This window comes from Sphingomonas sp. S6, from assembly GCF_043498045.1.
In the GTDB taxonomy this organism is placed as follows: Bacteria; Pseudomonadota; Alphaproteobacteria; order Sphingomonadales; family Sphingomonadaceae; genus Sphingomonas.
Genome location: NZ_JBIEOE010000007.1, coordinates 1 through 18,864 on the forward strand (window position 1 = coordinate 1; position 18,864 = coordinate 18,864).

Consider the following 18,864-nt stretch of genomic DNA (forward strand, 5'->3'; position numbering starts at 1 on the left):
GCCCGCAACGCCGCGATCCTCGATCGCATCCCGGCGGGGCGCTGGGGCGACGCCGCCGACCTCGGCGGCGCGGCGGTGTTCCTCGCCTCCGACGCCGCGGCCTATGTCCAGGGCCATATCCTCGCCGTCGATGGCGGGTGGCTGGCGCGCTAGGTCGCGCCAGCCGATACCGTCAGATGCCGTAGCGCAGCGACAGCATCACGTTGCGCGGCGCGTTGGCGAAACAGTCGCCGCGGACCAGGCACGATGCATAGCCCCGCCGGTCGAACAGATTGGTCGCGTTGAGCGACAGCCGCCAGCGTTCGCGCGTGATTTCGGCAAGGGCATCGACCATCGCACGGGCCGGCGTCACGATCGACCAATTGGCGTCGCTCGTCACCTGCCGGCCGGCATAGCGCACGCCCGCGCCCAGCCGCAGCGTGCCGAGCGGCGCGTCGAAGCTCTTCGTCGTCCACGCCGATGCGGTGGTGCGCGGAAAATATCCCGCCGCTTCCTCGTCGCCGGTAATCGTGTTGTGGCCATAAGCGAGCGACAGGTCGAACCGGCCGGGCAGGCTATGCGTCGCCTCGACCTCGAACCCCTTGGTCATCAGTTCGCCGGTCTGCGTGATGCGCATGCCGGGGCCGGTGATCGGGCGGCCGTTTTCCTTTATGCGGAAGGCGGTGGCGGTGACCATCGTATTCGGGCCGGGCTGCCATTTGGCGCCCGCTTCGAATTGCGTGCCGGTCTGCGGACGGAACGGCGTGCCGTCGCTGGTGGTCCCGGCGATCGGCTGGAAGCTTTCGGTATAACTGAAGAAGGGCGAGATGTTCGCCGCGACCTCGCCGATGATGCCGGCGCGGAAGGTGGTGGCGCTGTCCGAGGTGCGGGTTGCGCCGCTGTGGCCGATCACATGATCGCGGCGGACGCCGAGGACGAGCGACACGCGATCGTAGAAGCGCAGCTGATCCTGCGCATACAGGCCCAGCTGAGACTGGGTATCGCGCGAATAGGGGCCGGTGGCGACCGGCGTCGCGAGGTTGGCATAGTCGATATTGTACAAATCGATCGTCTGGTAATCATAGGCGGACGTGGTGCCGACCTTGTTCCAGCTATAGTCGACCCCCGCGAGCAACGTGTGTTCGACATGCGCGCCGGTGTTAAAGCGGGCCTGCACGTTATTGTCCGTGGACAACACGTTCAGTCGTCCGAGCTGCGACCCGGCATATACGCCAATCAGACGGCCATCGCTGCCGAGGACGTAGGGATCCGTCGGATTCGAATAACTGTCGGGATAATGGGTGTTATAGGTGAGGTGGCTGTCGATGTAGCGCGCCTTCAGGCTGAGCTTCACCGCATCGCTGAACCGGTGGGTGAGCAGCGCCGACCCCTGCCACATGCGCCCGTCATACCGGTCCCAGCCGGGCTTCCCGACGAAGAGATAGGGATCAAGTGGCGGTCGGCCGCGATTGTCGCGCACCGTGCCGACGATCGGCAGGAAGTTGAGTGTCGATCCGGTCTTGTCCTGCTGGTACAGGCCGAGCAGCGTGACGTCGGTGCGCGCGTCCGGGCGCCAGGTGACCGAAGGGGCAATCATGATCCGATCGTCGGGAACGTGATCGACATAGGTGCCGGCATCGCGCACCCGCGCGACGATGCGCCCCGCCAGCTTATCCCCGGCCGCAAGATTTAGGTCGGCCAGCACTTCTTTGCGGTCGAAGCTGCCATAGGTCAGCTGCACCTCGCCCGTATTCGTGAACACCGGCGTCTTCGACACGAGATTGACGAGCCCGCCGATCGATCCCTGTCCGAACAATACCGAGGCGGGACCCCGCACCACCTCGACCCGTGAGAAGTTGTACGGGTCCGACGCGATGTTGACGTAATAGCTGTAGATGTCGCGCATGCCGTCACGAAACTGCAGCGCACTGACGCCGCGGATGGTGAACGTGTCGACGCGCGTGTCGCGGCCATAGCTGTCGGTGAGCACGCCCGCTGCATAGCGCATCGTATCGGCAACGCTGATCGCCCCCTGCGCCAGATAGGTCTCGCTTGCGATGACCGTGACTGGCTGCGGCACCTCGATCGCCGGCGTGTCGGTCTTGGTCGTCGCCTGCGCCTCGGTGAGGCGGCCCTGGACCAGAATGTCCGCGCCCGTCTGTCCCTCTGCAATCTTGCGCTGGGCGTCGGTGGTATCGTCGGTGACGGCGGCACCCGGTGTCAGGGCGACGAGCGCGGTCCCGGCGAGCAATGCAAAAGCTGACATGAAATCCCCTTTGATAATAGGGCGCCAATATCGCTATTGCGAATCGTATGCAATTATCTCGAAGGGTAGCTGGGTGCCATCATGCGGAGCCGTTTTATGATAGCGAAACCATAAAGCGTGGCCCTAAGCGGTTGACGGCGCTCGCCTCTGCCCGGCAAGTCAGCCCGACAGGATCAGGAGAGGATGAATGGCGTTTTCCCGCAGCGTGGCGATGATCGTCGCCGCCAGCGCTCTGGCGGCCGGCACGGTGACAGGAGAGGGGCTGGCGCAGCAGGGGGCTTCTGCCGGCGTCGCGCATCCCGAGCTGTGGCCGACGCTGCCGATGAAGCTGAAACGCGATCCGAAAGTCGAGGCGCGGGTCGACGCGATCCTCAAGCGGATGAGCGTGGAGGATAAGGTCGGCCAGATGATCCAGGTCGATATCGCCTCGATCACGCCCAAAGACCTCGAGACGTACAAAATCGGCTCGGTTCTGAACGGGGGCAATTCGGCGCCCAACAGCGACGAATTCGCCCCTGCTGCGGAATGGCTGAAGCTGTTCGACGCGTTCTACGACGCCTCGGTGAAGCGCAGCGACGGGCGGCCGGTGGTGCCGATCATCTGGGGCACCGACGCGGTGCATGGCGATAACAATATCGTCGGTGCGACGCTGTTCCCGCACAATATCGGCCTTGGCGCGACGCGTGATCCGGCGCTGATCCGGCGGATCGGTGCCGCGACCGCGGCGGAAACGGCGGCGACGGGCATCGACTGGAGCTTCGCGCCGACGGTGGCGGTGGTGCAGGACGACCGCTGGGGGCGGACCTACGAAAGCTATTCGGAAGAGCCGGAGATCGTCCAGGCCTATGCCGGGCAGATGGTCGAAGGGTTGCAGGGCACGGTCGGCCAAGACTTCATGACGCCCGGCCATGTCATTTCCTCGGTGAAGCATTTCCTGGGCGACGGCGGCACGGGTGGCCGCGATCAGGGCGACACACGTGTCAGCGAACAGGTGCTGCGCGACGTGCATGCCGCAGGCTACAAAAGTGGCCTCGCCGCGGGCGCGCTGACCGTGATGCCGAGCTTTTCCAGCTGGAACGGCGTCAAGATGACCGGCAACAAAAGTCTGCTGACCGGCGTGCTGAAGCAGCGGATGGGCTTCGACGGCTTTGCGATCGGCGACTGGAACGCGCATGGCCAAGTGCCGGGATGCAGCAACGAAGATTGCCCGGCAGCGATCAATGCGGGCCTCGACATGTTCATGTATTCCGGCTCGAAGTGGAAGGAGCTGTACGCGAACACGCTGCGCGAGGCGAAGGACGGGACGATTCCGGCCGCGCGGCTGGACGATGCGGTACGGCGGATCCTGCGGGTGAAGATGTTGGCAGGCACGTTTGATGCCGGGCGGCCGTCCTCGCGCCCGATGGCGGGGAAGTTCGACCTGCTCGGCGCTCCGGCGCATCGCGCGATCGCGCGGCAGGCGGTGCGCGAATCGCTAGTGCTGCTCAAGAACAACGGCGGCGTGCTGCCGCTGAAGCCTAGTGCCAATATCCTCGTCGCCGGGCGCGGCGCGGACAACATCGGCCAGCAGTCGGGCGGTTGGTCGATCACCTGGCAGGGCACGGGCGTCACCAACGCGGCCTTTCCGAACGGTCAGTCGATCTGGAGTGGCATCGATCAGGCGGTGCGGGCGGGCGGCGGCAAGGCGACGCTGGCGGTCGATGGCGCCTATACGACCAAGCCCGATGCTGCGATCGTCGTGTTCGGCGAAACGCCTTATGCGGAATTTACCGGTGACCGACCGACGCTGGAATACAGCCCCGAAGACAAAAGCGACCTTGCGCTGCTCAAGAAGCTGAAGGCCGCGGGTATCCCGGTCGTCGCGGTGTTCCTGTCGGGGCGGCCGCTGTGGGTGAACCCGGAGTTGAACGCGGCCGATGCGTTCGTTGCGGCCTTCCTTCCCGGCACGGAGGGCGGCGGCGTCGCCGACGTGCTGATTGCGGGGCGCGACGGCAAGCCGCGCAACGACTTCCATGGCACGCTCAGCGTTTCGTGGCCCAAGCGGCTCGACCAATATGTGCTCAACCGGCGCGATCCCAATTACGACCCGCTGTTCCCGTTCGGCTATGGCCTGACCTATGCGAAGGGCGCCGTGGTGCCGCAACTGAGCGAGGCGAGGCCCGCGGGCGGTGCGGCCGATCAGAACGCCTTGTTCGTGCGCGGGCGCATCGTCCCCGGCGCGCGGCTGGAGACGCAGGGACCGGTGCAGCTCAGCCGGGTCGACCGCAATTCGCAGGAGGATAGTCTGCGCCTCGTGTTCGCCGGTACGGGTGCGGCGAACGCCTATCTGGACGAAGCGACGCCGATCGATCTGACGCGGGAGACGAACGGCGATCTCAGCCTGATTGTCGACTATCGTGTGACGCAGGGGCCCACTGCGGAGGTGACGCTGGGGGTGCTGGGCAAAGCGGCCGGCGCGGTGCCGATCACCGGTGCGCTGAAAGGCGAAGTCGGCGAATGGCGGCAGATCGCCGTGCCGCTGCGCTGCTTTGCGCAGGGTGGCGCGACGATGGGGTCGGTGCAGCGTCCCTGGGTGATCGCGACCACCGGGCGGCTCGGCATGGATGTCTCGGGCGTCCGCATCGCCAGCGCGCCGCCGGGGCCGGTGAGCTGCGGCACGCGCTGAATCTGGTAAGCCGGTCCTCGCCTTGATCGCGCGGGAACCGGCCTGCCGGGCATTCGTCTGACGACATGGGACGCCGGCGATGGGGACCGGATCGAGAAGGGGACGACGTGGGCGCAAAGGGTCTCGTGCGGCTGGTGGTCGGCGGTGCGCTGGTGCTGGCGTCGAGTGGCTGCGCCGCGCTGTCGCACGGGTTCGTCAACGCCGCCGGGCCGGTCGCGGCGGATCAGCGTCATCTGTTCGTCGTGCTCGCCTGTGTGCTCGTGTTCGTCGCCGGGCCGGTGCTGCTGCTCGTGCCGCTGTTCGCCTGGCATTACCGGCTGTCGAATACCCGCCACGCCTATCGCCCCAACTGGTCCTTCTCCTGGCCGGTCGAGGCGCTGATCTGGATCCCGCCGACCGCGATCGTCATCGGCCTTGCGGTGCTACTGTGGCACCACACGATCCGCGACGACCCCTATCGGCCGCTGCCCGGCGGACCGCCGGTCGAGGTCCAGGCGATCGCACTCGATTGGAAATGGGTGTTCGTCTATCCGGGGGAGGGGATCGCCGCGGTCGATCGCCTGACCATTCCCGCGGGGCGTCCGGTGCGTATCCGGCTGACCAGCGGGACGGTGATGCAGTCGCTGATGATCCCTCAACTCGCGGGGCAGGTCTATGCGATGGCGGGCATGACGACGCAGCTCCACATCATGGCGTCGCGCCCCGGGCGCTATCGCGGCGCCAATACGCAATACAATGGCGATGGCTTTGCGCATCAGCGCTTCGACGTGGTGGCGCTTCCGGCCGGCGCGTACGATCGCTGGCGGGATAAGGCGCATGAGGCGCATCGGCCGCTCGATGCCGCGGCATGGCGCCGGTTGTCTGCCCGTTCGGTGATCGCGCGACCGGTCGTCTTCTCCAGCGTGACGCCGCAGCTCTTCGATCGGGTCGTCGCGCAGGGGGGCGATCACGGCCACAGGAAGGACCATCGATGACCGCCGTGTCCCCCGTTTTTCCGGCGCTGCTCGGGCGGTTCTCCTGGAGCGATCTGCCGTTCGTGCGGGCTTGGCAGAATCCGAATGCGAGCGAGATAGTCGGTGCCGCGGCCGGCGGGCTGGTGGTGATCGGCGCCATTGCGGTCGTGGTGTTGCTGACCCGGTATCGGCTGTGGGGTCGGCTGTGGACGGAATGGCTGACCAGCCTCGACCACAAGAAGATCGGCATCATGTATATCGTCACGGCATTCGTGATGCTGAGCCGCGCGCTGGTCGAGGCGGTGCTGATGCGGGTGCAGCAGGCGGTGGCGATCGGCGATCCGGGCTTCCTGTCGCCCGACCATTTCGGCCAGCTGTTCTCGACGCACGGATCGATCATGATCTTCTTCATGGCGATGCCGTTCCTCACCGGCCTGATCAATTACGTCATGCCGCTGCAGATCGGTGCGCGCGACATGGCCTTCCCATGGGCCAATTCGATCGCGCTGTGGCTGACGATCGGCGCGGCTGGGCTGATGATGGCGAGCCTCGTCGTCGGCCAATTCTCGACCGGCGGGTGGAGCGGCTATCCACCCTATACCGAGCGAGCGTTCAGCCCCGGCGTCGGCGTCGATTACTGGATATGGGCGGTGACCCTGTCGTCGATCAGCTCGACGATGGCGGGGATCAACATCGCCTGCACGCTCTACAAGTTGCGGTGTCCGGGCATGACCATGATGCGCATGCCGATGTTCTGCTGGACGTCGCTCTGCACGGCGATCCTGATGATCTTCGCGCTGCCGCCGCTGACCGTCGCGACGGGCCTGCTCGCGCTCGACCGGTATCTGGGCTTCCACATGTTCACCAACGACCTCGGCGGGAACATGATGAACTATGCCAACCTCTTCTGGCTGTTCGGCCACCCGGAGGTGTACATCCTGATCCTGCCGGCGTTCGGCGTCTATTCGGAAGTCGTGTCGACCTTTTCCGGCAAGGATCTGTACGGCTACACCTCGCTCGTCATCGCAACGATGGCGATTGCGGTGTTGAGCTTTACCGTCTGGGTCCACCACTTCTTCACCATGGGACAATCGGCTGAGATCAACGCGGTATTTGGCATCGCGACGATGACGATCGGCGTGCCGACGGGCGTGAAGATCTACGACTGGATCTGGACGATGTTTCGTGGCGAGGTGCGGTTCAGCGTGCCGATGCTGTATGCCATCGCCTTCATGATGACGTTCGTGCTGGGCGGCCTGACGGGCATCGTGCTGGCGATGCCGCCGCTCGATTACCTCGTCCACAACACGCTGTTCCTCGTCGCGCACTTCCACAACATGCTGATCCCCGGGCTGCTGTACGGGATGCTGGCCGGCTATACCTATTGGTTTCCCAAGGCGTTCGGCTTCCGCCTCGACGAGCGCTGGGGGCGGATTGCGGTGGCGTGCTGGGTAACGGGCTTCTACCTTGCGTTCATGCCGCTGTACGTGCTTGGCGCGAGCGGGATGGCGCGGCGGACGAGCGCGATCTTCGAACCCGATTTCCGGCCATGGCTGTATGTCGCCTGCTTTGGCGCATTCGTGCTGCTCGCCGCGCTCGTCTCGCTGGGCATGCAATTGTGGGTGAGTGTCCAAACCCGCGACGCGAGGCGGGTGCCGGCCGGCGATGCGTGGGACGGGCGGAGCCTGGAGTGGGCGATCCCGTCGCCGCCACCGGCGTACAACTTTGCCGTGCTGCCGCCGGTCGATCGGCGTGATTGGTTTTACGATCGCAAGCACGACGCGGCAAAGCCCGATCCGTACCAGCGGCCCGCAGGCTATGAAGCCATCGACATGCCGCGCAATGCCATCAGCGGTATGGCGATCGGCCTGTCCGCGGCGATGGCGGCGTTCGGGCTGGTGTGGGGCATGTGGTGGCTGGCGGTCGTTGGCGTCGAGCTTGTCGTCGCGGCGGTGGCGTTGCGCAGCTTTGGGCGGGGACAGCATCGGGCCATCCCGGCGCGGCAGGTCGCGGCGGAGCATCATGCCTGGCTCGCGTTGGTTCACGCGACGCCGCCGACGCCGCGGCAGACGGAGATGAGCGACGCCAATCGCGGTCGGGCGGAGATCAAGGCATGAGCGATCCCGAACTGGCGCATGTCGGCCTGCCGCTCGGCAAGAGCGAGGGGTTGGACAGGGAGCAGGCGGAGACGGCGATCTTCGGCTTCTGGCTGTTCCTGATGAGCGATGCCGTGCTCTTCGCTTTGCTGTTCGCGACCTATGGCACGATGGTGGCCAGCACGGTTGGCGGGCCGACGCCGGCGTCCGAGTTCAAGCTGCTGCCAACCTTCGTCGAAACGCTGTTGCTACTGACCAGCAGCGCGACCTTCGGCCGGGCGAGTGTCGCCATGACCTGGCGAGAGCCGCGGCGCGTGCTGATCGGCTGGCTGGTCGCGACGCTGGGGCTGGGGCTGAGCTTCCTGGCGCTGGAGGCGAACGACTTTGCGACGATGTTTGCTCATGGCGCCTTTCCGACGCGGAGCGGTTTCCTGTCGTCCTTCTTCGCCCTCGTCGGGCTGCATGGGCTGCATGTCGCGGTCGGCAGCTTCTGGCTGGTGGTGATGATCGGGCAGATCGTCGCTTACGGCTGCGATGCCAGGGTGCGGGTCAATCTGCTGCGGCTGGGGCTGTTCTGGCATCTGATCGACATCGTCTGGATCGCGATCTTTAGCCTCGTCTATCTGCCGGGGGCGATCCGATGAGCGATCCGGCCAGGGAGCGGGCTGCGGCGCTACGGACCTATGCGGTCGGCTATGCGGGTTCGCTGGCGCTGACCGCAGCGGCATTCGTGGCGGTGCGCTGGCCGAGCTTTGCCAGCCGGACGACGTTCGGGATCGTGCTGGCGCTGGGGTTCGTGCAGATGGTGGTGCAGTTCCGCTGCTTCCTCCACATCGGGCTGAAGCGGTCCTCACGGCATGACCTTCAGCTGATCCTGTTCACCGCGCTGATCATCGCGCTGATGGCGAGTGGGACGCTGGTGATCCTGTTCAACCTGAGGGGGCGGATGGGGTAGGTCATCCGTCTTCGAAAGTAGCAACCAAGTCCCGCCTGTCGTCATTGCAAGCGGAGCGAAGCAATCCAGGGCGTCCTGGTTCGGCTCTGGATTGCGTCGCTACGCTCGCAATGACGAATAACTGCGGGCTTACTGATCGAGGAACGAGCGCATCTTGCGGCTGCGGCTGGGGTGCTTGAGCTTGCGCAGCGCCTTCGCCTCGATCTGGCGGATACGTTCGCGCGTCACCGAGAACTGCTGGCCGACCTCTTCCAGCGTATGGTCGGTGTTCATGCCGATGCCGAAGCGCATGCGCAGCACGCGTTCTTCGCGCGGGGTGAGCGAGGCAAGGACGCGGGTAACCGTTTCCTTGAGGTTCGCCTGGATCGCGGCATCGACCGGGATGACGGCGTTCTTGTCCTCGATGAAGTCGCCCAGGTGGCTGTCTTCCTCGTCGCCGATCGGCGTTTCGAGGGAGATCGGTTCCTTGGCAATCTTCATAACCTTGCGCACCTTTTCGAGCGGCATGCTCAGGCGCTCCGCCATCTCCTCGGGCGTGGGCTCGCGGCCCTGCTCGTGGAGGAACTGGCGGCTGGTGCGGACCAGCTTGTTGATCGTCTCGATCATATGGACCGGGATGCGGATCGTACGCGCCTGATCGGCGATCGAGCGTGTGATCGCCTGACGGATCCACCAGGTCGCATAGGTCGAGAACTTATAGCCGCGGCGGTATTCGAACTTATCGACCGCCTTCATCAGGCCGATGTTGCCCTCCTGGATCAGATCCAGGAACTGAAGTCCGCGGTTCGTGTACTTCTTGGCGATCGAGATCACGAGGCGCAGGTTCGCCTCGACCATCTCCTTCTTGGCGATGCGTGCCTCGCGCTCCGCCTTCTGCACCATGTTGACGATGCGGCGGAATTCGCCAAGCGCCATGCCGGTCTGCTGCGAAATCTCGCTGATCTCACCACGGATGCGATCGACTGCCGCTTCCTCGTTGGCGGCGAAATTGCCCCACTTCTTGTCGAGCTTCGCGACCGATTGCAGCCACGTGTCGTCGGTCTCGTGGCCGACATAGCGGTCGAGGAAGTCCTTGCGGCTGACCTTGTGGCGTTCGGCGAGGCGCAGCATCTGGCCGCCCAGCGCGGTGAGGCGCCGGTTGAAGGCATAGAGCTGGTCGACGAGATATTCGATCTTCGCGTTGTGGAACTGGACGCTCTCGACCTCGGCGGTCAGCTCTTCGCGGAGCTTCTGATACTTGCGCTCGTCCGCCGCGGACAACTCGCCACCCGCCTGCATCGCATCGAGGCGCGCCTGCTGGATCTTGCTGAACTTCTTGTACAGCGCGGTGATGTTGGCGAACCGCTCCAGCGCCTGCGGCTTGAGCGTTTCTTCCATCTGCGCGAGGCTGAGGGTGTTGTCCTCTTCCTCGTCGTCGCTGGGACGCGGCGGGCGCGGGCTGCCGTCCTCATCCTCGTCATCCGCGGACGCTTCTTCCGGCTCGGCCTCTTCCTTGAAGCTGGCGCCGGCGGTCTTTTCGCTGATTTCGCCGGTGTCGTCGTCCTCGGCGCCCTCGACCTGCTCGGCCGACGGGCCCTTCGAGAGCATCGCGTCGAGATCGAGGATCTCGCGCAGCTGCATCGTGCCTTCGTTGAGCTGCGTCGACCAGTCGATGATGGCGTTGAAGGTGATCGGCGATTCGCACAGGCCCAGGATCATCGTGTCCCGGCCGGCCTCGATCCGCTTGGCGATGGCGATTTCGCCCTCGCGGCTGAGCAGTTCGACCGCGCCCATTTCGCGCAGGTACATGCGGACCGGATCGTCGGTCCGGTCGACGGTTTCCTTCTTCTTGGTCTCGAGCGCGGGCGCGGCGGTACCGTCGCCGTCGACCTCGGTGACCTCGGCCTCGTCCTCTTCGGACGCCTCCTTTTCGTCACCGTCCTCGCCGGCTTCCTCATTCTCGACGATATTGACGCCCATTTCGTTGAGGGCCGCCATGATATCTTCGAGCTGATCGGAGGACATCTGGTCCTGCGGCAGCGCCTCGTTCAGCTGGTCGTAGGTGATGTAGCCGCGCTTCTTGGCGCGCGCGATCAGCTTTTTGATGTCGGCATCGTTCAGGTCGATCAGCGGTGCATCGGCCCCATCGCTACCGTCGTCACCACCGTTACCGTTAAGCTTCGCCATCAATTGTCCTCGGAACCAAACGCTCGGGCGTCTTCGTTCGCTTGCACGAGATTTGCAAGTCGAAGCTCCAACGCCTGTTTCTCTTTCACCAATGCCACCTGCCGTTCGAACGCCGCATCGGTGAAATGCGCCTGCATCGAGACGGTCGCCTCGTGCAGGGCCAGGTCGACTTCGGGGCGGGCCACCAGAATGGCGATCGCCTCGTCAAGATCGGCCCGGGCGCGGCTGACGTCGCCGCCGCTTTGCGTGAACGAATAGGGCATCGTGTCGGCCCTCAACAGATCGCTGGCGATCGCATCGAACCCACTCCGCGCCAATATGGTGCGCAGACGCGCGCTATCAAGCGCCTGATCCTCGAGCGCGACATCGACAACCGCCTCGAACAATCGGCCGAGCGCGCCGTCGACCAGCTTGAGGCTGCCGAGCACCTCCATATGCCGGGCGATCTCCACCGGATGGCGGATCAGGCCGGCGAGTACCGCCTTGGCCAGCACGCGATCGATGCCGGCGGCGTGGAAGGCCTTCACATCCTCGGTCGGCGGGGCGATCGGCTGTTTCCATTGGCCGTCCGGCCCGCGCTTGCCCTGGGCGCGCGGTGCGTTGGGGGTGAAGGCGCGGCGTTTCGGGGCAAAATGTTCGTAGAAGCGATTGCGGAAGTCGCTTTCATATTCCTTGCGGACCGACACATCGGCGATCGTCGCGGCGAGGTCGGCGAGCCGCTGCTTCAGGCCGGCGCGCTGTTCGGGCGTGTCGAGCGGACCGGCGGCGACCTCGCTTTGCCACAGACGGTCGACCAGCGGCTGGGGCTGGCCGAGCAGCGCCTCCATCGCGGCGGCGCCGCCGGCCTTTACCAGATCGTCGGGGTCCTGCCCCTGGGGCAGCGTGACGAAGGACAGGCTGCGGCCGGGCGCGAGCATGGGGAGGGCACGGTTCGCAGCGCGGAGCGCGGCCTTCTGTCCGGCGCTGTCGCCGTCGAAGCAGAGGATCGGCACGTCGACCATCCGCCACAGCCGTTCGAGCTGCGCTTCGGTGAGCGCGGTCCCGAGCGGGGCGACGGCTTCGTGAATGCCCGCCTGGCTCAGCGCGATGACGTCCATATAGCCTTCGACCACCAGCACACGGTTCGCCTTGCGCGCAGCGGGGGCGGCGCGGTCGAGGTTGTAGAGCGTGCGGCCCTTGTCGAAGAGCGGCGTGTCGGGGGAATTGAGATATTTGGGCTCGCCGTCGCCGATCACGCGGCCGCCGAAGGCGATCGTCCGGCCGCGGGCGTCGCGGATCGGGATCATCAGCCGGCCGCGGAAGCGATCGTAGGGGTCCTTCCCCTCGACCTGGATCAGCAGGCCGCATTCGACGAGCGCGGGGTCGCCATAGTCCTTCAGCGCGGTCTTCAGCTTGCCGCGGCTGTCGGGGGAAAAGCCCATGCCGAAGGTGCGGGCGGTATCGGGGGCGATGCCGCGCTTGGCGAGGACGGCGCGGGCTTCGGCGCCGCCGATGCCGTTCAGCTGTTCGGTGAACCAGCTGGCGGCGTCGGCCATCGCGTCGTGCAGGCCCTTGGCGCGTTCGGCCTTGGCGGCGGCGCGGCGATCCTGCGCGGGCATGTCCATGCCGGCGGCCTGGGCCAGTTCCTTCACCGCATCGATGAAGGGCAGCCCGCGCTGATCGGTCATCCACCGAATCGCATCGCCATGCGCCGAGCAGCCGAAGCAGTGATAGAAGCCCTTGTCGTCGTTGACGTAGAAGCTGGGCGTCTTTTCGTTGTGGAACGGGCAGCAGCCACGCATCTCACGACCCGCCTTGGTGAGCTTGGTCGTCTTGCCGATCAGCGCCGACAGCGAGGTGCGGGCGCGGAGCTCGTCGAGGAACTGCGGTGACAGGCTCATGCGTGCGATTCTACTATGCCCGATGGGGGGCGGTTAGGCAATGCGCCGATGCCGGATGCGCGCGGAAGTGGACGAAGTGGACGATACGTAACGTCCCGGATGCGGCCCTGTGCGAGCGGGCCATAGGGTGGCCGTTGGCGCCCATGAGCGCGGGTCGTGTGGACGATGGCAAAGAGCTAGGCGCTCTATACATGGTTTGTTCCGTGTAGGACAGGGCTTCCTTTATTTTGTCATCCCGGCGAAGGCCGGGATCCATGGACGCGCGAGGCTGGCGGTGGCGCGATCCGGCGCGGTCATCCTCTCCATGGATCCCGGCGTGCGCCGGGATGACGAATGGAGGGCGGCGTTTGTCGGGATGACGGAGGACGGCGGGGCAGGGGCTTACGACAGCGCCGCCTTCACCAGGCCGCTCGCCTTGCTCATGTCGAGGTTGGCGGCGTGGCGCGCCTTCAGTTCTGCCATGACGCGGCCCATGTCCTTCATGCCGGCCGCGCCCAGTTCTGCCTTGATCGCCTCGATCGCGGCGGTGGTTTCTGCGTCGCTCATCTGGGCGGGGAGGAAGCGTTCGATTACCGCGACCTCGGCCTTTTCGGCGTCGGCGAGTTCCTGGCGGCCGCCGGTTTCGTACATCTGGATCGATTCGCGGCGCTGCTTCACCATCTTCTGCAACACCTCGACCACCACGGCGTCGTCGTCGGTCGGGGCGGTGCCAGTGCGCAATTCGATGTCGCGGTTCTTGATCGCCGCCTGGATCAGGCCGATCGCGGCGCGCGCTTCCTTGTCGCCGGCCTTCATGGCGGTGACCTGGGCGGCCTTGATGTCGTCGCGAATCATGGAAGAAAGCCTCGAATACGGGAAAGCCGGGGACCCTAGCGGAAAGCGGCGGGCCCGTGAACCGGTTGACCTAGGCCAAGCTGGGGGGTAGCGGGCGCCACTTAGCGACATAGACGAAACCTTCAGGAGTGCCCGCCAAGCCATGGCCGACGCCAAGCCCATTGCCATGCCCGCAAAGCCTGACGGCGCGACGGGCGTTCTGGTTCTCGCGAACGGCGAGGTGGCCTGGGGCCGCGGCTTCGGCGCGGAAGGCGCGGCGGTGGGCGAGGTGTGTTTCCACACCGCGATGACCGGATACCAGGAGATCATGACTGACCCGTCGTTCGCGGGCCAGATCATCACGTTCACCTTTCCGCACATCGGCAACGTCGGCGCCAACCCCGACGATATCGAGGCGGACGCACCGCATGCGCTGGGCATGATCGTGCGGCAGGACGTGACCGAGCCGTCGAACTTCCGCGCGGTCGAGCGGCTGGACGGCTGGATGAAGCGCCATGCGCGCATCGGCCTGTCGGGCATCGACACGCGGGCGCTGACCCGCCGCATCCGCGCGGGCGGTGCGCCGAATGGCGTGGTCGCGCATTCGGCGACCGGCGAGTTCGATCTCGATGCGCTGCTGGAGATGGCACGCGCCTGGCCGGGGCTGGAGGGCATGGACCTCGCCAAGACGGTGTCGACCGAGACGCATTATGCCTGGGGCGAGGCGCGCGAGGGCGACGTGTGGCGGCTGGGCTTCGGCTATGGTGCGGCGGGCGAGGGGGAACGCCCGCACGTCGTCGCGATCGATTACGGCAGCAAGCACAACATCTTCCGCAATCTGGTGAAGGCCGGCGCGAAGGTGACGGTGCTGCCGGCGCAGGCGACGTTCGACGACGTGATGGCGCAGAACCCGGACGGCATCTTCCTGTCCAACGGCCCCGGCGATCCCGCCGCGACCGGCGACTATGCGGTGCCGGTGATCCGGCAGCTGCTCGATACGGGGAAGCCGCTGTTCGGCATCTGCCTCGGCCATCAGCTGCTCGGGCTGGCGGTCGGCGCGACGACCACCAAGATGTTCCAGGGCCACCGCGGTGCCAACCATCCGGTCAAGCGCCTGAGCGACGGTGCGGTCGAGATCACCAGCATGAACCACGGCTTCGCGGTGGAACGGGAGTCGCTGCCGGCCAACGTGCGCGAGACGCATGTGTCGCTGTTCGACGGGTCGAATGCAGGGCTGGAGCTGACAGATCGTCCGGCGTTCAGTGTGCAGTATCATCCAGAAGCGAGCCCGGGGCCGCAGGACAGTCTGTATCTGTTCGAGAAGTTCGTGGGGAGTCTGCGATGAGGAGGCTGGCCGGCGTCGCCATTGGCGCTGGCCTCGTTTCCGCATCGGCTGTCGCGGCCATGCTGTGGAACCAAACGCATGTCCGACAGACCGTGGTCAACCTTACCTATACAAAGCCGGGATCGCCTCAAAGCTATACTGCCGAACGTCTCGCCGGAGATCCAAGAAGCATCTCCGAGCCAGTGACGGATTATCCGGTCAGGATCGCTACTCGGTGCCGGATCCGGCAATGGACTTTGACGACGAATGCCGGGGATACCGATGTCGATAACTGGGCAACCCTAAGCTTTCCGGAAAATAGCGCCGACAATTCGGCACTGACGTGCATCGCGAAGTTCGTAAAGCCCTTCTACGTTACTCTCTCTTGGACGAGCCAATAATGCCCAAGCGCACCGACATCTCCTCCATCCTCGTCATCGGCGCGGGGCCGATCGTTATCGGTCAGGCGTGCGAGTTCGATTATTCGGGCACGCAGGCGATCAAGGCGCTGAAGGAAGAGGGCTATCGCATCGTCCTGGTCAATTCGAACCCGGCGACGATCATGACCGATCCCGAGCTGGCCGACGCGACCTATGTCGAGCCGATCACGCCCGCGGTGGTCGCGAAGATCATCGAGAAGGAGCGGCCCGACGCGGTCCTGCCGACGATGGGCGGGCAGACCGCGCTGAACACCGCGCTGGCGCTGTTCCATGACGGCACGCTGGAAAAGTTCGGCGTCCAGATGATCGGCGCGGATGCCGAGGCGATCGACAAGGCCGAGGACCGCCAGAAGTTCAAGGTGGCGATGGACAAGATCGGGCTGGAAAGTGCCCGCTCGGCGATCGCGCATACCGTCGAGGAGGCGCTGGCGGGGCTGGAGATCACCGGGCTGCCGGCGATCATCCGCCCGAGCTTCACCATGGGCGGATCGGGCGGCGGCATCGTCTACAACCGGTCCGAATTCGTCGACATGGTCCGCAAGGGCCTGGACGCGTCGCCGACCACCGAGGTGCTGATCGAGGAATCGCTGCTCGGCTGGAAGGAATATGAGATGGAGGTCGTGCGGGATCGCAACGACAATGCCATCATCATCTGTTCGATCGAGAACGTCGATCCGATGGGCGTCCACACGGGCGATTCCATCACCGTCGCGCCGGCGCTGACGCTGACCGACAAGGAATATCAGATCATGCGCAACGCCAGCATCGCGGTGCTGCGCGAGATTGGCGTCGAGACGGGCGGGTCGAACGTCCAGTTCGCAGTGAACCCCAAGGACGGCCGCCTGGTCGTCATCGAAATGAACCCGCGCGTGTCGCGCTCGTCGGCGCTCGCCTCCAAGGCAACGGGCTTCCCGATCGCCAAGGTCGCGGCGAAGCTGGCGGTGGGCTATACGCTCGACGAGATCGACAATGACATCACCGGCGCGACGCCGGCGTCGTTCGAGCCGACGATCGACTATGTCGTCACCAAGATTCCGCGCTTCGCCTTCGAAAAGTTCAAGGGCGCCGAGCCGGTGCTGGGCACGGCGATGAAGTCGGTCGGCGAGGTGATGGCGATCGGCCGCAACATCCAGGAATCGATGCAGAAGGCGCTGCGGGGCCTGGAGACGGGCCTGTCGGGCTTCAATGCGGTCGACCATCTGGTCGGCGCACCGCGTGCGGAGATCGAGGCGGCGCTCGCCAACCCGACGCCGGACCGGCTGCTGGTCGCCGCCCAGGCGCTGCGCGAGGGCTTCACCGTCGCCGAAGTGCATGCGATCGCCAAGTTCGATCCGTGGTTCCTCGAGCGCATCGCCGAGATCGTCGAAGCGGAAGAGGAAGTGTGCCGCAACGGCCTGCCGATCGAAGCGGCGGGCATGCGCCGCCTGAAGTCGATGGGCTTCAGCGACAAGCGGCTCGCCTATCTGGCGCTGAAGTCCGCCAATCTGCGCGGCATGGAGCGGGGCATCGCGCGCGGATCGGGCCTGATCCACGAGGCGGTCGTGGCGATGACCGGCGGCGTGACCGAGGACGAGGTGCGCGCGCTGCGCCATCGGCTGGGGGTGCGCCCGGTCTTCAAGCGGATCGACACCTGCGCCGCCGAGTTCGACGCCAAGACGCCCTATATGTATTCGACCTATGAGGCGCCGTCGTTCGGCGAGCCCGAGGACGAGAGCATGCCGTCCGACCGCCGCAAGGTGGTGATCCTGGGCGGTGGCCCGAACCGGATCGGACAGGGGATCGAATTCGACTATTGCTGCTGCCACGCCTGCTTCGCGCTGGCGGATGCGGGCTATGAGACGATCATGGTCAACTGCAATCCGGAGACGGTGAGCACCGACTATGACACGTCGGACCGCCTGTATTTCGAGCCACTCACGGCAGAGGACGTGCTCGAAATCCTCCACGTCGAACAGTCGAAGGGCGAGCTGGCCGGCGTGATCGTGCAGTTCGGCGGGCAGACGCCGCTGAACCTGGCGCGGGCGCTGGAGAAGGCGGGGATTCCGATCCTGGGCACCAGCCCCGACGCGATCGACCTGGCCGAGGACCGCGAGCGGTTCGCGGCGCTGGTCAACAAGCTGCGCCTGAAGCAGCCGGCGAACGGCCTGGCGCGCAGCCGCGACGAGGCGGTCGCGGCGGCGGAGCGGATCGGCTATCCGGTGCTGATGCGCCCCAGCTATGTGCTGGGCGGCCGGGCGATGGAAATCGTCGACAGCCTGCAGCAGCTCGACGATTACATCCAGACCGCGGTGCAGGTGTCGGGCGAGAGCCCGGTGCTGATCGACCAGTATCTGCGCGACGCGATCGAGGTCGATGTCGATGCGGTGTGCGACGGCGACGAGGTCGTGGTCGCGGGCCTGCTGCAGCATATTGAGGAAGCCGGCGTCCATTCGGGCGACAGCGCCTGTTCGATCCCGCCCTATTCGCTCACTCCCGAGACGATCGCCGAGATCGAGCGGCAGACGGTGGCGCTGGCGCATGCGCTGGGCGTCAAGGGGCTGATGAACATCCAGTTCGCGGTGAAGGATGGCGAAGTTTACCTGATCGAGGTGAACCCGCGCGCCAGCCGCACCGTGCCCTTCGTCGCCAAGGCGATCGGCGCGCCCATCGCCAAGATCGCCAGCCGCGTGATGGCGGGCGAGAAGCTCGCCGACATGCCGCCGATCGACCGCCACATCGATTATTATGCGGTCAAGGAAGCCGTCTTCCCGTTCAACCGCTTCCCCGGCATCGACCCCGTGCTGTCGCCGGAAATGAAGAGCACGGGCGAAGTCATAGGGATCGACCCCGACTTCACCACCGCCTTCATGAAGTCGCAGCTGGGTGCGGGCACCGTGCTGCCGACCGGCGGCACCGCCTTCGTCAGCGTGAAGGACGGCGACAAGCCGCATATCGTACCGGCGGTGAAGGCGCTGCTGGCGCGCGGCTTCAAGGTGCTGGCGACCGGCGGCACGGCCGATTACCTGGAGACCGCAGGGCTGGCGGTGGAGAAGGTCAACAAGGTCGCGCAGGGGCGGCCGCACATCCTCGACCGGATCATGGACGGCGAGGTGACGCTGATCTTCAACACGACCGAGGGCTGGCAGAGCCTGAAGGATTCCAAGCCGATCCGGCAGGCGGCGCTGGCGCAGAAGATCCCGTATTTCACCACGGCCCCCGCCAGCGTGCAGGCGGCTGCGGCAATCGGCGTCGCCTCCCTTGAAGTCCGCCCCCTGCAATCCTACTATTCGCAGTCGCACAACTGATCCCGACATAATGACGTGATGTGCGGGGGCGGGCCGGAAAACG

General features: G+C 65.7%; 13 protein-coding genes. 9 read left to right on the plus strand and 4 right to left on the minus strand.

What is annotated here, in order from left to right; genetic code table 11:
* Positions 1 to 153: SDR family oxidoreductase (locus tag ACGVWT_RS12335; RefSeq protein WP_394426719.1), on the plus strand; the 153-nt coding region annotated here is incomplete at its 5' end.
* A 19-nt stretch (positions 154 to 172) separates the two neighbouring features.
* Here ACGVWT_RS12335 and ACGVWT_RS12340 read toward each other — a convergent pair.
* The gene (locus tag ACGVWT_RS12340) at positions 173 to 2,245 is read right to left on the minus strand and encodes a TonB-dependent siderophore receptor (RefSeq protein ID WP_315462695.1); all 2,073 of its coding nucleotides are present in this window, start codon (positions 2,243 to 2,245) and stop codon (positions 173 to 175) included.
* Positions 2,246 to 2,432: 187 nt separating this feature from the next.
* Here ACGVWT_RS12340 and ACGVWT_RS12345 point away from each other — a divergent pair, with 187 nt between their 5' ends.
* From ACGVWT_RS12345 to ACGVWT_RS12365, 5 genes are all read left to right on the plus strand, one after another.
* A complete protein-coding gene (locus ACGVWT_RS12345; RefSeq protein WP_315462696.1) occupies positions 2,433 to 4,910 on the plus strand; it encodes a glycoside hydrolase family 3 protein in 2,478 nt (825 codons plus the stop codon).
* Between the two features lie 107 nt (positions 4,911 to 5,017).
* Positions 5,018 to 5,884 (plus strand): cytochrome ubiquinol oxidase subunit II, encoded by an 867-nt coding sequence (locus ACGVWT_RS12350; RefSeq protein WP_315462697.1) that lies wholly within the window; start codon positions 5,018 to 5,020, stop codon positions 5,882 to 5,884.
* Positions 5,881 to 7,980 carry a cbb3-type cytochrome c oxidase subunit I gene (locus tag ACGVWT_RS12355; protein ID WP_315462698.1) on the plus strand — a complete coding sequence of 700 codons (2,100 nt, stop codon included), beginning with the start codon at positions 5,881 to 5,883 and terminating at the stop codon, positions 7,978 to 7,980. Before ACGVWT_RS12350 ends, ACGVWT_RS12355 begins: the two co-directional genes overlap by 4 nt.
* The gene (locus tag ACGVWT_RS12360) at positions 7,977 to 8,603 is read left to right on the plus strand and encodes a cytochrome c oxidase subunit 3 (protein WP_315462699.1); all 627 of its coding nucleotides are present in this window, start codon (positions 7,977 to 7,979) and stop codon (positions 8,601 to 8,603) included. The genes ACGVWT_RS12355 and ACGVWT_RS12360 overlap by 4 nt, the downstream gene beginning before the upstream one ends.
* Positions 8,600 to 8,914 (plus strand): cytochrome C oxidase subunit IV family protein, encoded by a 315-nt coding sequence (locus tag ACGVWT_RS12365; RefSeq protein WP_315462700.1) that lies wholly within the window; start codon positions 8,600 to 8,602, stop codon positions 8,912 to 8,914. The genes ACGVWT_RS12360 and ACGVWT_RS12365 overlap by 4 nt, the downstream gene beginning before the upstream one ends.
* Positions 8,915 to 9,043: 129 nt before the next feature.
* Here ACGVWT_RS12365 and rpoD read toward each other — a convergent pair whose 3' ends face one another.
* The 3 genes from rpoD to ACGVWT_RS12380 all read right to left on the minus strand — a co-directional run bounded on the left by rpoD (position 9,044) and on the right by ACGVWT_RS12380 (position 13,794).
* Positions 9,044 to 11,080, minus strand: a complete 2,037-nt coding sequence (rpoD, locus tag ACGVWT_RS12370) for an RNA polymerase sigma factor RpoD (RefSeq protein ID WP_063688196.1) — start codon at positions 11,078 to 11,080, stop codon at positions 9,044 to 9,046.
* On the minus strand, positions 11,080 to 12,960 hold the full coding sequence (dnaG, locus tag ACGVWT_RS12375) for a DNA primase (RefSeq protein ID WP_315462701.1): 1,881 nt from the start codon (positions 12,958 to 12,960) through the stop codon (positions 11,080 to 11,082). The genes rpoD and dnaG overlap by 1 nt, the downstream gene beginning before the upstream one ends.
* Before the next feature lie 381 nt (positions 12,961 to 13,341).
* Positions 13,342 to 13,794: a GatB/YqeY domain-containing protein gene (locus ACGVWT_RS12380; RefSeq protein ID WP_315462702.1), complete on the minus strand. Its 453-nt coding sequence runs from the start codon at positions 13,792 to 13,794 to the stop codon at positions 13,342 to 13,344.
* 142 nt (positions 13,795 to 13,936) lie between these two features.
* On the opposite strand from ACGVWT_RS12380, the gene carA reads away from it, so the two are divergent.
* The 3 genes from carA to carB are packed head-to-tail and all read left to right on the plus strand — an operon-like array spanning position 13,937 to position 18,821.
* On the plus strand, positions 13,937 to 15,118 hold the full coding sequence (gene carA / locus ACGVWT_RS12385; protein ID WP_315462703.1) for a glutamine-hydrolyzing carbamoyl-phosphate synthase small subunit: 1,182 nt from the start codon (positions 13,937 to 13,939) through the stop codon (positions 15,116 to 15,118).
* Positions 15,115 to 15,498, plus strand: a complete 384-nt coding sequence (locus ACGVWT_RS12390) for a hypothetical protein (RefSeq protein ID WP_394426594.1) — start codon at positions 15,115 to 15,117, stop codon at positions 15,496 to 15,498. Before carA ends, ACGVWT_RS12390 begins: the two co-directional genes overlap by 4 nt.
* Positions 15,498 to 18,821: a carbamoyl-phosphate synthase large subunit gene (gene carB, locus ACGVWT_RS12395; RefSeq protein ID WP_315462704.1), complete on the plus strand. Its 3,324-nt coding sequence runs from the start codon at positions 15,498 to 15,500 to the stop codon at positions 18,819 to 18,821. Before ACGVWT_RS12390 ends, carB begins: the two co-directional genes overlap by 1 nt.
* Positions 18,822 to 18,864: the final 43 nt, after the last annotated feature.